The organism is Sulfuricurvum sp. (assembly GCF_023229695.1).
Lineage (GTDB): Bacteria > Campylobacterota > Campylobacteria > Campylobacterales > Sulfurimonadaceae > Sulfuricurvum.
On sequence record NZ_JALNYS010000014.1, the window covers coordinates 46,066 to 60,240 of the forward strand.

Annotated in this window: 13 protein-coding genes; 6 read left to right on the top strand and 7 right to left on the bottom strand. The window is 49.4% G+C overall.

Annotated features, from left to right (window positions below; translation table 11 throughout):
- The first annotated feature begins 119 nt into the window (after window positions 1-119).
- The 4 genes from M0P91_RS10860 (at window position 120) to M0P91_RS10875 (ending at window position 4,281) form a co-directional block, all read left to right on the top strand.
- Window positions 120-1,484 (top strand): circularly permuted type 2 ATP-grasp protein, encoded by a 1,365-nt coding sequence (locus tag M0P91_RS10860; RefSeq protein WP_295067115.1) that lies wholly within the window; start codon window positions 120-122, stop codon window positions 1,482-1,484.
- Complete coding sequence (locus tag M0P91_RS10865) at window positions 1,484-2,182, top strand: alpha-E domain-containing protein (protein ID WP_295067117.1); 699 nt, start codon at window positions 1,484-1,486, stop codon at window positions 2,180-2,182. Before M0P91_RS10860 ends, M0P91_RS10865 begins: the two co-directional genes overlap by 1 nt.
- A gap of 231 nt (window positions 2,183-2,413) precedes the next feature.
- The gene (locus M0P91_RS10870) at window positions 2,414-3,352 is read left to right on the top strand and encodes a M14 family metallopeptidase (protein WP_295067119.1); all 939 of its coding nucleotides are present in this window, start codon (window positions 2,414-2,416) and stop codon (window positions 3,350-3,352) included.
- On the top strand, window positions 3,349-4,281 hold the full coding sequence (locus M0P91_RS10875; protein ID WP_295067121.1) for a M14 family metallopeptidase: 933 nt from the start codon (window positions 3,349-3,351) through the stop codon (window positions 4,279-4,281). The genes M0P91_RS10870 and M0P91_RS10875 overlap by 4 nt, the downstream gene beginning before the upstream one ends.
- Here the strand turns inward: M0P91_RS10875 and M0P91_RS10880 are convergent, their stop codons facing one another.
- On the bottom strand, window positions 4,282-4,725 hold the full coding sequence (locus M0P91_RS10880) for a GatB/YqeY domain-containing protein (protein ID WP_295067124.1): 444 nt from the start codon (window positions 4,723-4,725) through the stop codon (window positions 4,282-4,284).
- 62 nt (window positions 4,726-4,787) lie between these two features.
- On the opposite strand from M0P91_RS10880, the gene flgH reads away from it, so the two are divergent.
- Window positions 4,788-5,504, top strand: coding sequence for a flagellar basal body L-ring protein FlgH (flgH, locus tag M0P91_RS10885; RefSeq protein ID WP_295067127.1), 717 nt, complete (start codon window positions 4,788-4,790; stop codon window positions 5,502-5,504).
- An 89-nt stretch (window positions 5,505-5,593) separates the two neighbouring features.
- On the top strand, window positions 5,594-8,122 hold the full coding sequence (locus M0P91_RS10890) for a cation-transporting P-type ATPase (protein WP_295067129.1): 2,529 nt from the start codon (window positions 5,594-5,596) through the stop codon (window positions 8,120-8,122).
- 7 nt (window positions 8,123-8,129) lie between these two features.
- Here M0P91_RS10890 and M0P91_RS10895 read toward each other — a convergent pair whose 3' ends face one another.
- The 6 genes from M0P91_RS10895 to M0P91_RS10920 are packed head-to-tail and all read right to left on the bottom strand — an operon-like array spanning window position 8,130 to window position 14,161.
- Window positions 8,130-9,341 carry a murein hydrolase activator EnvC gene (locus tag M0P91_RS10895; protein WP_295067132.1) on the bottom strand — a complete coding sequence of 404 codons (1,212 nt, stop codon included), beginning with the start codon at window positions 9,339-9,341 and terminating at the stop codon, window positions 8,130-8,132.
- A complete protein-coding gene (locus M0P91_RS10900) occupies window positions 9,342-10,154 on the bottom strand; it encodes a cell division protein FtsX (protein WP_295067135.1) in 813 nt (270 codons plus the stop codon).
- On the bottom strand, window positions 10,141-10,812 hold the full coding sequence (locus tag M0P91_RS10905) for an ABC transporter ATP-binding protein (protein ID WP_295067138.1): 672 nt from the start codon (window positions 10,810-10,812) through the stop codon (window positions 10,141-10,143). Before M0P91_RS10905 ends, M0P91_RS10900 begins: the two co-directional genes overlap by 14 nt.
- The gene (gene trmB, locus M0P91_RS10910) at window positions 10,805-11,980 is read right to left on the bottom strand and encodes a tRNA (guanosine(46)-N7)-methyltransferase TrmB (protein ID WP_295067140.1); all 1,176 of its coding nucleotides are present in this window, start codon (window positions 11,978-11,980) and stop codon (window positions 10,805-10,807) included. The genes M0P91_RS10905 and trmB overlap by 8 nt, the downstream gene beginning before the upstream one ends.
- Window positions 11,981-11,985: 5 nt before the next feature.
- Window positions 11,986-13,239 (bottom strand): hypothetical protein, encoded by a 1,254-nt coding sequence (locus M0P91_RS10915; protein WP_295067143.1) that lies wholly within the window; start codon window positions 13,237-13,239, stop codon window positions 11,986-11,988.
- Window positions 13,184-14,161, bottom strand: coding sequence for an RluA family pseudouridine synthase (locus M0P91_RS10920; protein ID WP_295067146.1), 978 nt, complete (start codon window positions 14,159-14,161; stop codon window positions 13,184-13,186). The genes M0P91_RS10915 and M0P91_RS10920 overlap by 56 nt, the downstream gene beginning before the upstream one ends.
- Window positions 14,162-14,175: the final 14 nt, after the last annotated feature.

A 14,175-nucleotide genomic window follows, 5' to 3' on the forward strand; every position in this document is an offset into this window, starting at 1 on the left:
ATTGGGGCACTCAGAGCAGCAAAAACAGTTAAAAATAAAATTTGAGTATTTTTTAAGCAATCCTTGATGTTAGTTTAGGATATTATTGAGATAGTCCTATTTTTTCACAAGGGGTGTTTATGATTGAACCGATAAGTCCGGAATTACAAAAATTTTATGATGTTTTTGAAGGTGTGGATCAGACAAAGGTTTCTGAGTTCAAAGATTTTTTAGAGGCAAATGCGGTCAATTTCAATCTATTCAAAGATGGCAGTTTTATTGAACGCTCTTTTCCGTTTGATATGATTCCCCGTATAATCCCGAAAGCGGAGTTTGACCATTTGGAAGCGGGAATCATTCAACGGGTTAAAGCGCTGAACGCCTTTCTAAACGATGTTTATACCGAGCAGAAGATTCTAAAAGAGGGGATCGTTCCGCGTGAATACGTCGATTCGGCCAAAGGGTTTTTAGGCGAATTTATGGGGGTTGTCCCTCCCAAAGAGATCCGTACCCATATCAGCGGAATCGACTTGGTCAAAGATGCGGTGAGCGGTAACTGGATTATTCTGGAAGATAACCTTCGTGTCCCCAGCGGAGTGAGCTACCCCCTCACGATTCGACGTGCGTTTCGCCATACCTACCCCGAGTTTTTTGAATCCATGAAAATCTCGAAAATCAAACAATACGGCGATCAGCTCAAAGCGGCAATGGATTACGTCAATACCGGCGGATTGAATGTCATTTTGACTCCGGGTCGGTACAATTCGGCCTATTACGAACACAGTTATCTGGCGAAAATCACGGGAGCGACACTGGCGGAGGGGGAGGATCTGATTGTCGAAGAGAATGAGGTCTTTTTACGCAGTTATAACGGCCAGATGCTTCGCGTCGGAGCTATTTACCGCCGTCTTGACGACGATTTTCTCGACCCCAAAGAGTTTGATCCCGAAAGCCTTATCGGAGTGCCCTACCTTGCGAGCGCCTACCGAACGGGAAATGTTGCGATTATGAACAGTATCGGCAACGGTGTCGCCGATGATAAAGGGATCTATTATTTCGTCCCGCAGATGATCCGGTATTATCTGGATGAAGAGCCGATTTTAAGCAATGCACCGACGTACCTGCCGTATTACGAAAAAGATCGCGAATATGTGCTGGCAAATATCGATAAATTGGTCATTAAAGACGTTGCGGAAGCGGGGGGGTATGGCGTATTGTTCGGCAATCGTCTGAACCCGGAACAGCGTGAAGAGATTATCGGGATGATTTTGGCCGATCCCCGCCGTTTTATTGCTCAGGAGGTGATCGAGTTTTACGACCTTCCGTGCATGATGAACGGAGAGATTTTACCGCGTAAAGCCGATTTGCGGGCATATGTTATACACGGTGAAGAGATTAGCGTCAGTATGGGGGGATTGACCCGTTATGCGATGGAAGAAGGCAATTACCTCGTCAACTCTTCACAGGGGGGGGGATTTAAAGATACATGGGTGGTGGAATTATGATGACAAACGGTGTAGCTATTTCCGTCAATACGGCGCAGCAGCTTTATTGGTTCGGGCGCTATGTACAGCGTGCGGAGACGATTTTACGCGAATTGGTGAAGAGTTACGATTATGTGATCGATCGGGATGTGGATGACGGACGCAAGCTGTATGCAAAATTAGGGGTAGAGATCGATTATCGGAGTGCCTGTGATTTTTTGAAGCAGGGGGTTTACGGAAAACAGGGGGGAAGTATTGAATCCATTATCACCTGGGCGAGAGAAAATGCGATAGAGACCCGCCATCTTCTGGATGAACGGGGTTTCGCCGCACTGAATAAAATCTACAATCATATATCGGCGGGGCGTGAACGTGCCGTCAGCCCTACCTATCTGGAAGAGGCGATTGATAATTTCGCCCTTATTCTGGGGATATTTTCATCCGAATTAGGACGCCCGAAAGCGTATAATTTTATCCGTCTCGGTCAGCAGGTGGAGCGTTTTGACCTGATTTTACGTTTATACGACGGCATCGATCTTGTGAATGCCGAGCTTGAGTCGATGAATGCGATCGGAAGACGGCTGAACCGGAATTATCAGCCGCTTAAAATTACGTCATCGAGCATTCCCAAAGCGTTGAGTGCCGTCAACGGCGTCATCGATCGTGTGATCGTAAAATCCGAAGTTGCGTCGGAGTCTTCCCAGAGACAAGGACAATAGCGTTTTATCTCTCGAAAAGCAAAGAGAAGGGATGGTATATTTCCATCATTAACTGATGTTACGCACTTTTCAGGCAAAGCCCGTAAAGTGGCGGGGACAATTTGTTCCCTGCACCCCCCTAAAGCTACCCGCATCTGTCGGATGCGGGAGAAAAACTTCCCTTTACACACTTGCTAAAGCAAGGTGCGTAAGGTCAGTCATTAAATAGTTACGCGTCGAAGAGGAGAAAATGTGGGTGTTATTGAAGAGGTTTTTTCGATCGAATTGCCGGTAGGGGAACAGTTTCGGATACAGCGGTGCCGTTACACCCCCTCTAGCGGTGAGACGGATAAGAGGATTTCGATTGTCAGCGGAATCCATGGAGACGAACTGGAAGGTCAATACGTCTGTTTTTTGTTGGGAGAGTGGCTTCGGGACAACAGGGAGAAGATTACGGGGACGATTGACATCTATCCGGCGATCAACAGTCTGGGACTTGATAGTATCACCCGTTCCGTCCCTTTTTATGATGTCGATCTGAATCGGAATTTTCCCGGCAGCAAAAACGATTTTCTCCCGGCACAAATCGCCGATGGGGTGGTAACGGCGATGAAGGGATCCGAGATTGCCATTGATATCCATTCGAGTAATATTTTTTTACGGGAGATTCCTCAGGTCCGTATCGCAAAATCTCAAGAAGCCGTTTTGGTCCCTCTGGCCAACAAACTGAATATCGATTTTGTGTGGGTGCATGATGCGGTGACGGTTCTGGAATCGACGTTTGCCCACGCGATGAATATGGAAGGGACCAAAACCCTTGTCGTTGAGATGGGTGTCGGGATGCGTCTGAGCAAAATGTACGGTCTTCAACTTTTGGACGGTTTGCTCAATCTAATGGCGTGCGAAGGATTTTTATCGATAAACCCGTTGGATGTCCGTATGCCGATCCAGTCGCATGTGGGGGAAGTTGCATATCTTAATGCTTCGCAACCCGGACTTTTTGTCTCGGCGATCGAGCATTGTCAAATAATCGAGGAAGGTTCGATTGTCGGTCACATCGTCGATCCGCTCAGCGGGGAGAGGCTGGATGAAGTGATCGCTCCGATTGCCGGGGTCCTTTTTACCCTCAGAGCCTATCCGATTGTGTATGAAGGCTCTTTGGTGGGACGAATTTTTGGAGAAAAACGATGAAACGACTGGAAATACTTGCGCTTAAATCCCCCAATCGTGCACCGCTTAAAGTCGAAGGATTTGTATTCGGGGACGAAGAGGATGACGCCCCATCGATAGCGATTGTGGGGGCGATGAGCGGCGATCACATCAATCAGCTCTATGTCGCATCCCGTTTTGTCGATTACCTCCGCCAAAAAGAGGAAGAGGGGAAAATCACGGGAAAAATTCTGGTGATTCCGGCGGTGAATACCTATGCGTTGAATATGGGAGAAAAGTTTTGGCCTTTGGACAAAACCGATCTGAATATGATGTTTCCCGGCTACAAAGAGGGGGAGACGACACAGAGGATTGCGTCGGCACTTTTTGAAGCACTGCAGGGGTTTGATTATGGGATCATTCTTGAGGGGCGTCGGGATCAGGGGATGTGCATCCCCTATGTAAAACTGATCAAAAGCGGTTATGAAGATATAGAGGCGGCGAAGGATCTGGGGATGCGCTTTATCCATTACCGCGAGTACAGTCCGATCGAGACGGTGATGCTTCAGTACAATTGGCAGTTGTGGGAGACCCGGGCCATGTCGCTTGTTTTCGGTAAGAACGGAACCATCGATGCGGTGACGAGCGGTGAAGTGCAGGGGGCTCTGGTCCGTTTCATGAGCAAGCGGGGGATTCTTAAAAACGGAGTTTTTAACGGATTTTTAAGCAATATTATCGGACCGGAAAACATTACGATCCTGAAAGCTTCACGTGCCGGGATCTTTGAATCGGTCGTTGCATGCGGCACCCGTGTCCAAAAAGGGGAGAAACTGGGGCGCATCACCGACTCTTTAAGCGGGGAAAAATTAGAAAAAATTGTTGCCCCGCGCGATGGTGTGGTGACGTGCCAGTATTCCCATCCGCTGATTTTTCAAAATTCGATCGCTTTTAGAATCGCGTCGGTAGAGTAATCAGCCTAAAATTTTTTTGGCACACTCGTTGATCCGTTTACCGTCCGCCTGAGCTCCGAGCGCTTTGGAGGCGGCACCCATCACTTTTCCTATCTCTTTCATTGAGCTTGCACCCACTTCGGCAATAATGGCCCGGATGGCGGATTCAAGCTCTTCGTCGGAGAGCTGTGTCGGGAGGTAGGTTTCAAAAATAGCCGCTTCCGAAGCCTCTTTGTCATACAAATCTTCACGCCCCGCATCGCGGTACTGCACCATGGCATCGTTGCGCTGTTTCACCTGTTTTTGGATAATCTTGATCACATCGTCGTCGCTAAGCTCTTTGCGCTCATCCACTTCGACCTGTTTCATCGCACTGCTGAGAAGTCGAAGGGCATCGCGTTTTTCGACATTTTTCTCTTTCATAGCGGTTTTGATATCGTCGTTAATCTGTTCTCGTAATGTCATAAGTATCCTTTGGAACTATTTTTGCTTTATTATAGCTAAATTACGATTCGGATGGGAAAACAATGCGCGTACACCTCTATCTTTCGATACTGTCGGCTTCGTTGCTGCTAAGCGGCTGTACAACACGAACCCTTGATCCCGAAATAAGTTTTGTCCCCCCTACCTACGTGCAGGAGATGCCGGCACGGGAGGAAGAGAGCAGTTTCGTCTCTCGCGGAAGCCTTTTCGGGCAGGGGGACAGCCCTCTTTTTTCCGATCATAAGGCAATGCATGTTAACGACATCGTTACGGTGGTGATTTCGGAAACGGCGACAAGTTCGAATAAAGCGAGCAAGGCGCTCAGCGAAAACGATAAGCTGGGATTGAACGGAGGAGCCTTTACCTCAGGAGGGCAGAATGCCGCCGTTAATTCAGCGGTGGGATCGCTAAACGGCTTGGCCAATATCGGATTTAGTGCAGGTTCGAGCTCCAATTATACCGGTTCGGGTTCCGCAACGAAAAATGCAACGTTTACGACAACGGTATCGGCCCGTATCGTCAAAGTGATGGCCAACGGGAACTATTTTATCACCGGACGGCGGGAAATTATGGTTGACGATCAAAAACAGGTGATGCAGCTCAGCGGCGTGATCCGCCCCTACGATATCGACCAGAACAATCAGATCAATTCCGCAAAAGTTTCCGATGCCAAAATTCTTTATGCCAACCAGGGGGATATTGACCGTTCTGTCAATCAAGGGTGGGGGAGCAAAATAGTGGGGGCTATCTGGCCGTTTTAAGCTTCACTCAATCCATACGGTTACTATGGTATGATAACCTGCTGAATGCTATGAGCAAGCGCAAATAAAGCGTGAGGAGCGGCAGTACGATGAAATACCCCGAAAATTCGCATTCCAAAATGGCGGAAGAGCTTTATATACTTTTGGAGAGTTCCCCTTTGGGGATAGCGGTGGACGAAGCGCACAGACGTTTGGCTACATTCGGTCCCAATCGATTAAAAGAGGAGGGGCGATCCCTTTTTGCTATCTTCATCGATCAGTTTAAAAGTCCGATCGTCGCGATTCTGGTCGCCGCGGCGCTGCTCTCTTTTGGCATGGGACAAATGAACGATAGTCTGATCATCGCCGGAATTTTGGTCGTCAACGGCCTCCTCGGCTTTTTTCAGGAATACCGGGCAGAAACATCGATCCGCGCCCTTAAAAAACTGACCGAAACCCATACACGAGTCCTTCGAATGGGACTTGAAGCGAGTATCGCTTCCGATGAAATTGTAGTGGGGGATATTGTCCTCTTAGCCGAAGGGGATTTGATTCCGGCCGATATTCGTCTGATCGAATCGCACGGATTGCAAGCCGATGAGGCAATTTTGACTGGGGAATCGGTCCCGAGTACCAAACAATCACTTCAGCTCCTTTCCCCCGATGCCCCTGTGTATGAACAGAGCAATCTCCTTTTTTCCGGAACTCATATTCTTAAAGGTGTGGCTAGAGGGATTGTCACGGCGACCGGAGAACATACCTATCTGGCGACGATTGCCAGAAGCGCACAAGAACAATCTCCCAATTCTCCTCTGACACGTGCATTGGCCCTTTTCTCCAAACGGCTTATTTTTCTTTTGGTCGGAATGTTACTCCTTATAGGGATAATCGGAATGGCACAGGGACGCAGCGGTGTCGATATGGCCAGCATATTGATCGCGGAGCTTGTGTCGGCTGTTCCAGAGGGACTTCCGATCGTGGTGACGCTTATTTTGGCATTGGGGGCTTACCGCCTCAGCCGCTATAAAGTGCTTGTTCGTCATCTCCCTTCCGTCGAATCTCTGGGAAGCGCCTCGGTAATCGCTACGGACAAGACGGGAACAATTACCGAAGGGTTTCTTTCGGTACAAAAAATCGAAACACTCGACGAAGAGGGGTTGCGACGTTGTGCCGCACTCTGCAACGATGCCACGATTGAGCAGGGGGATCCGGTCGAAACGGCTCTGGCCCGCTGGATCGGCGATGAGTATTCTGCATTGCGGGAGGCGAATCCCCGTATCTTTTACCATCCGTTTGATCCGAAACTGCGATTAATGGCCACCGTCAATCAAATCGGCACTCAAGAGTCTCTCTATATCAAAGGGGCGTATGAAGCCCTTGTCGGGCTCTCTCGAAATTCAATTGAAGAAATAAAGAAGCTGAAAAGTGCGCACGATGCGATGGCGTCAGAGGGCTTGCGGGTATTGGCATTTGGAATCAGTGACGAGAAATGGGAAGATCCGGAACAATGGAGTGTTCAAATTGTCGGTTTGATTGGGTTTGCGGACGGTGCAAAAAAGGATGCTGCATTGGCCGTCGCTCAGGCTAAAGATGCCGGAATCCGGGTCATGATGATTACGGGAGATAACCCGTTGACGGCAAAAGTGATTGCTAAAGAGGTCGGAATATGGGGTGAAGGGGATACCGTCATTAGCGGGACCGAAATCGAGGTGATGGGAGATGAAGAGCTTCATAAAGCGCTGATAGGGTGCACGGTGGTTGCACGGGCGCTTCCCGAACATAAATACCGGATCGTCAAGATGCTTCAGGAAGAGGGTGAAATTGTTGCGGTGACGGGGGATGGGGTAAATGACGTCCCGGCACTCAAAGCGGCCGATTTGGGGATAGCGATGGGGGGAGGGAGCGAGGCGGCGAAATCGACCGCCAAGATGGTGATTACCGACAATAATCTCGGTGTGATCGTCGATGCGATTCGTCAGGGGAGGATCATCACCGCCAATTTGCGGAAAGTGATTTTTTATCTTCTCGCTACTTGTTTTGATGAAATCATCGTGATCAGCGGAGCCATTTTCATGGGGCTCCCGCTCCCGATCCATCCGACCCAGATTCTCTGGATCAATATCGTCACCGACGGCGTGACCGATAAAACCTTTCCGATGTGCCGGGAGGAGGGAAATGTGATGAAACACCCCCCAAGACGGCTGGAAAAGCAGTTTTTCGACCGGTGGCAGATGGCGAGGATCGGGTGGGTTTCACTGGTCAACGCTTCGGTGACGCTGAGCGTTTTTTATTATCTGCTCTCTAGCGGCCACAGCTATGAGGTTGCCCTGACGGTCTCGTTTTGTACGATCGTCACCTCCCAGTGGGTCAACGGTATCCTCGCCCAAAAAGAGAACGAACCGTTTCTTCTGAATATCAGACGCAGTTTAACGATCAATCCGGCGATATGGATCGGTATCGGCATCGGAATAACCCTTCAGGGGGTCGCCTTATATGCCATACCGGAGTGGTTTCACGCCATCCCTCCGACGCAAGAGATGGTGAAAATAATCGTTGAATCGACGGTAGTGGTGTTTGTCTTGATAGAGAGTTATAAATGGGGGGAATGGAGTTTGAAAAAGCGGCTCAAAAGAGCTTAGACCCGCTTTAGCGGATCATCTGCATCGGATCGATATGGGCGTTGCGCTGGGTTACCTGAAACATCAGTTCCCGTCCGACACGGCCGATGATAGCCCCTTGTTTAATCCGTTTGCCCACCTCTACGGTCGGGGCGATTTTATCCAGGTGGGCATAAATCGTGTGCAAGCCGTTGTCGTGTTCGATAATAATGACGTTATCGAGCATCGCGGTCGGTTTGGCCAGAATAACCTTTCCGTTGAGAACCGCTTTGACTTTGTCATCGCCGGTCGGTTTGAGGGAGACCGATTCGTTATTGATTCGGATGCCGTAAACCGGATCGGTATAGGGGCCGAACCGTTTGAGAAGAATGTATCCGTCGAGCGGCGCAATGGTACGTTCTCCGCTGTAGGCAGAGATTTTGGTCGGTTCATACTCAATTGCGGCTTGTTTTACCTCTTCGTGAACCGGTTTGGCTCCGGGTTTCGGTGCGACGAGCGGCGGCGGGGCTTTTTTCGGTTTGAGTGCTTCGCGCTTGATAATGTTGAGACTTGCAAGGGTATTTTGGAGTGAACGCTGTTGCGAGATGATTTTATCGAGGGACTTTTTATACTCGAGTTTCTCTTTTTCAAGGGTGCTGATCGCTTTTTCATTCTCTTGCTTCGTCACCAAAACCTTTTTCTTTTGTTGATCAATAACGGCGATTGATTTTTTGAGCACCGTTGTCTGCGACGCAAGGTTGGCAATTTTATCGGCATTTTCGGTGAAAATGAAGTTGAGTTCTTTGATCTCCTGTTTGATCTGTTTGAGGTGGAGTTTGAGCGCCTCCTCCGTGATGATCGCCTCGGCCTCTTTTGCCCGGTCGTCGTTGATCAGCAGAGAGATCGAGGTATTGCGCGCAATGGCGAATACGAGACGCTGCTCAATCTCGTTCTGGGTTTTAATCAGATTATTTTGATGCGTTTCGAGCCCTTTTAGGGTCATTTTGGTGGATTGGTAGACACTCTCTTTGGATTTGAGTTCATCGACGAGGGAGTTGAGGTGTTCTTGCTGTGCACCGACCAGTTGTTTTTGATGCACAATCTTTCCGGCGGTCTCTTCGAGTTTGGCACTCAGTGCCGAATAGGTTTGTTTCGTTTCGTTCAGCTTTAATGCGGTCGTGTGGATCTTCTCATCGATTTTTGCCCCGTTTAGGGTACACCCCAAGAGCGAAAGGAGGAGAAGAGAATGGGTAAATTTCATCTATTCCTCTTCTTCATGGCCGATAACGATGGTGAGGGTCAAGACGATGGCGACTCCCAGTGCGATCAGAAGCGATCGGAGCGAATCGTTGAGAAAATCGAACAGTTTGATCTCAATACCGACCGTATTGAGAAGCAGATTCATCCAGCCGTACTGATCGATCGCAAAAAAAGTGAGGCATAATAAAACCGTTGCGATCAGCGCATCAACGATTGCGAGACGGAAAAGGACCGCCGATCGGAGCCATACGGGGGCACCGAAAAGGGCCATGATACTCATCCGCTCCGCGTGCTGAAACTGCCACAAACGCATCTCTTTTAGGATCAGCAATGAGGTGACGGCGGCGATGGCGATGGAGAAAAGCTGTACGACGTCTTTGAACAGGAGCATCAGCTTATAGACGGTATCGTGGGTTTGGGAGTACCCTTCAATCCGTTGAATCGCACTGTTACGCTGCAGCCGTTTTTGGAGTTTTCCGATTTCATCGGGAGTCGGAAAACGGGTGAGATAGACACGATAAAACTTGGGGAGGGTGAGGCGCAAAAGGTCGAGATTCTTTTTGCTCATCTCCCCCTCAAGCCGTTCCAATACCTGATCGACGCTGATGGATTCACTCCGTTCGATCAAGGAATCCATCGCTTTAAATTCGACGGGGGTGAGGGTTTTGGAAGCAACGACGATAATGGAATAATCGTTTTTCAAACGGGTTTCATACGCGGCAATGGTACGATCAACCCCGACATAAATCTGAACCGAAAACAAGACGGTAAAGAGGGCAACAATCAGCGAGATATGGTTTTTAAGCGATTTCATGGATAGTTCCCAACTCGATATGGAAGTGTTTGAACGGAACGTTCATCTCTTCAGGAATGTGGTGGGTGACAACCACCACCGTTGTCTTGAGCTGCGTATTCGCCCCCTCCAGCAGATTCCAGATCACCTGGGAGGAGTATTCATCCAGATTTCCGGTCGGTTCATCGGCCAGGATCAGGATCGGGTTATGGGCAAGGGCGCGTGCCATCGCAACACGCTGCTGCTCTCCTCCGCTCAGTTCCGGGGGGTATTTCCCCGCCTGATGGCCAAGTTTGACATGGGAGAGGAGTTTATCCACCTGCTCACCGCTCACCTCTTTGGTATATCCGGAGATAATGAGGGGGAGCATGACGTTTTTTTCGATCGTCCACTCTTTGATCAGTTTGTAGTCTTGGAAGACGATACCGATATGACGGCGCAGGTAATTGAGCTTTGAGGTGCTGATGCGGTTCATTTTAACGCCGCCGACGACGAGTGACCCGGCGCGGGGCTCGATGGCTCCGTAAAACGATTTGAGGAGTGTCGATTTCCCGCTTCCGCTGGCACCGGTGATAAATACAAAACTTCCCGCATCGATCGAGAAACTCGCTTTGGAGATAATGGACTCAAACTCTTTGTAGGAGAGGGAGAGGTTTTCGGCAATGATGACTTTATCCATGGAGTAACTCGTCTAGTAAGATATGGGCGTTTAGGTTGGCGGAGGAGTGGACGGGATCGGTCGGATAGTAGCGGGCATCCCCATTGTCGACGATCAGATAGCTGTGCTCGGGGCGATCATAGCTTCCCATCGCCAGACGGACCATCCACCGGTTCTCATCGATCGTAAAACGGCGCTCGCAGTGGAGAAAACCCCAGTCGCGTTTGTAGGTCTCGGTTCCGATCCGCTCATACGCATCGGGAGATATCATTTTTGAAGAGAAGGAGAAATCCCCCTGGATCATCGATTCTAGGCTTTGCTCTTCGCACGTGAAGGTGACGTCATAGATGTTTTTTTCGAGGCGTTTCCATCGGTCTTCGTATTTGCTGCTGATGGCGATATCCTGATTTTTTCGGACATCAAAACGGCTTTTTGCCGGGGTGCTGAACGTCTCAAGGGCAAATCGGTAGTAGTTTTCGCTATCGGTACGCAGCTCCAGCGTCCCCCCTGCCTTTAAGACCCGATTGGATTCCTCTAAAAAATCATTCGAGATGACCCGACGGTGCGGTTTTTTGTCCCACGGAACGGGGAAATGGACGTATATTTTACCGACAACGTTGGAGGGGACAAACTCCAAGAAGAGGCGCGCATCGTAATCGATGATCATCAGATTGTTCAATCCCTGAATGGCGATCTGTTTGAGTGCCTGCTCGATGGAGGGTTTGTGGATCTCCAATCCGATAAAGGTGACGTCGGGATGAGCGGCGGCTTGGTGGAGAAGATGGCGGGCGGAGCCAAATCCGATCTCGATTCGCACTTCGCGATCCGCAGGGAAACGGGCCGCAAAATAATCGATTGATTTGAGCGGCGCATGGGTTTTAAGGTGGGTGTTTTCGGGAGCATTGTCGACATTTGAAGCGATGATTTTCGATCCTGAACACTCGGCATACGCCAAAAGGGCATGCTTAACCAAAAAATTGGGGGAAGGGCGGGTGATTTTTTCGCTTTTGAGGAGCTCTTTGGCCTCTGTTTTTTTGTGGAGGAGAAAGAAATTTCTCCCTTTGTAGCGGGTAGCGATCAGGGACTCTTCTTCGCGATCGCGGTTGTATGCGATAAAGTCGAATTCGACTTCGCCGCATTGGGTAGGAAAGGTGAGGGGGTTAAACGATTCGAGATGTAAATGCGGCATAGGGGTTACTTCGCCTCATAACTGAGTTCGATCGGTTTGGTCGGAAGTGATCGTATCCCATTTTTATCAACGCTGAGAATTTCATATTGGTAGCCGATGTTCGGTTTGATATCGGAATCGTGAAACTTCGGTTCGGTAATGTCTTTGATCTCAACGTTTTCACGGCTGATCCAGCTGGTTTTGACCGTTTTGATAATGATGTACGAAACGGTACGCGGATCGTTGTTGCTCCATTGGAGTTCAACCGCTTTGTTCGCTATTTTGCCGTCAACCGCAATCGGTGTTTGCGGTTTGGAGAGGGTGGAACCTTGGGTTGAGATAGGTGAAATAAGCCCCTCCAATCCGTCTTTGTCCACGGCGGTGATTTTGTAAAAATAGTTTTTACCGTCTTCGTCTATCGCATCGGTAAAGGTGGTCGTTTCGAGTTTCACATGGTAATCAAACGAACCATTCGGAGAGGTGGAGCGGTAAATGTTGTAATGACTGATATCTTTGAGTTCACTCGGTTCCCAGGTAAGGGTAATAACACGGGGACGTTCGGTCGTCGCGGTGGTATTTTTGATTTGGGGAGGGAGCGGTTTCGTGATTACTTTGGTAATCTCACTGGGTTCGGTGACCAATTTGTCATGGGTATAGGCTTTGATCCGGTAGTGGTAGACCTGAGCGTCTTTGAGGTCACGATCGATGTACTCGGCATTCAAGCGGCCGCTGATCGTGGCGATTTCATGCCATGTCTGGTCATTGACATTGAGACGGTCGATGATGTAACCGGCAATTTTTCCGTTTGAATGGGGACGCCAGAGGAGTTTTGCACTGCGGGGCATATTGCCGACCGATTGGAAAAAAACGACCGGAGCGATCATCGGTTGGGTGGCGACGGTGATGGTTTCCGATCCGACCGACTCGCTCCCCTCTTTGGTAAAGGTAGCAAAGCGGTACTGGTACTGCACATTGGGTTTAAGATCGCTGTCGACATAATGGGTCGCAAAACGGCTCTCTACCGTAGCAATACGGTGAAGTTTCTGACCGGCTTCGCCGGGAGTGTCGCGGTAGATGTAATATCCGATAACGCGGGGGTCATCGATCGGTTTCCATTCAAATGCCGCAGAGGTGATATCGGAGATAAATCCGTTAATCGTGAGGACCGGAAGGGTAGAATCGATGGTGATGGCTTTTTCGGGTTTGGGCGTCGGGGCACAACCGCTAAACAGACTCAGGGCTAAAGAGATGCTCAAAGCGTAACGGATCGATGTGTGCATGAAATTCCTTTGGATCAAAATGTTTTAGGATGTAATCTTCCATCACCGCCTCCAGAGGGGCAACAAACTGAACCCTCTCCTGGGTGGTGGGATGGGTAAAATAGAGTATGTATGCATGAAGCAAGATACGTTCCATTTTATCACTTTTTGGCTGCAGCGCGTAGATATGATCGCCGATGATATGGCGGCTCATTGACTCCAGATGGACTCGGATTTGATGGGTTCTTCCGGTATAAAGTTTACAGCCGATCAGCTCCTGTGTCTCATCATGAGAGAGGAGTACTTTTTGAAACTGAGTCTTGGCATTTTTACCGCTCTCACTAATCGCCATCTTGAGACGGTTATGGCTGCTTCGTCCGATCGGTTTGTCGATAATGATCCCGTCCTCTTTGAGCGGCGGTGTCACTACGGCCATGTAATAGCGTCCCATGCTCTTGTCCTGCAACTGCGCCGATAGGGCTTCGTGGGCAACATTGTTTTTGGCGATTACCATCGCTCCGCTGGTCCCTCGGTCGAGACGGTGTACAATCCCGTGGCGCTCTTCGCCGCTGAGGGTCGAGAGGCTGATCCCTTTATGTTTGAGCCAATCGACCAACGTGGGTTCTTTGACGCTGGGGGCCGGATGGACGGTCAGGGAACTGGGTTTGTTGATGACGAGAATATCGTCGTCTTCGAACAGCACCTCGACGTCAAAATCGATCACCTGTGCCGGAGTCGATTTCGCCTCCGGAAAAATAATTGCGACGTTTTGGGAAATTTTGAGTTTGAGACCCGGTTTGGAGGTCGCTTTACCATCGACGCGGATACAATCTTGTTCGATCAACTGGGATATCTGATTCCGGGTTTGCCCAAGTTTTTGGACTAAAAATAGGTCAAGACGAATCGCTTCCTCGACATAAAGTGTCACATTTTCTCTGTTCATTGACGCCCTTTATG

Coding starts and splice junctions, on each gene's coding strand:
- M0P91_RS10890 (WP_295067129.1), top strand. CDS start 5,594: ATGAAATACCCCGAAAATTCGCATTCCAAAATGGCGGAAGAGCTTTAT.
- flgH (WP_295067127.1), top strand. CDS start 4,788: ATGCGCGTACACCTCTATCTTTCGATACTGTCGGCTTCGTTGCTGCTA.
- M0P91_RS10905 (WP_295067138.1), bottom strand. CDS start 10,812: ATGGATAAAGTCATCATTGCCGAAAACCTCTCCCTCTCCTACAAAGAG.
- M0P91_RS10915 (WP_295067143.1), bottom strand. CDS start 13,239: ATGCACACATCGATCCGTTACGCTTTGAGCATCTCTTTAGCCCTGAGT.
- M0P91_RS10880 (WP_295067124.1), bottom strand. CDS start 4,725: ATGACATTACGAGAACAGATTAACGACGATATCAAAACCGCTATGAAA.
- M0P91_RS10875 (WP_295067121.1), top strand. CDS start 3,349: ATGAAACGACTGGAAATACTTGCGCTTAAATCCCCCAATCGTGCACCG.
- M0P91_RS10900 (WP_295067135.1), bottom strand. CDS start 10,154: ATGAAATCGCTTAAAAACCATATCTCGCTGATTGTTGCCCTCTTTACC.
- M0P91_RS10860 (WP_295067115.1), top strand. CDS start 120: ATGATTGAACCGATAAGTCCGGAATTACAAAAATTTTATGATGTTTTT.
- M0P91_RS10895 (WP_295067132.1), bottom strand. CDS start 9,341: ATGAAATTTACCCATTCTCTTCTCCTCCTTTCGCTCTTGGGGTGTACC.
- M0P91_RS10920 (WP_295067146.1), bottom strand. CDS start 14,161: ATGAACAGAGAAAATGTGACACTTTATGTCGAGGAAGCGATTCGTCTT.
- trmB (WP_295067140.1), bottom strand. CDS start 11,980: ATGCCGCATTTACATCTCGAATCGTTTAACCCCCTCACCTTTCCTACC.
- M0P91_RS10865 (WP_295067117.1), top strand. CDS start 1,484: ATGACAAACGGTGTAGCTATTTCCGTCAATACGGCGCAGCAGCTTTAT.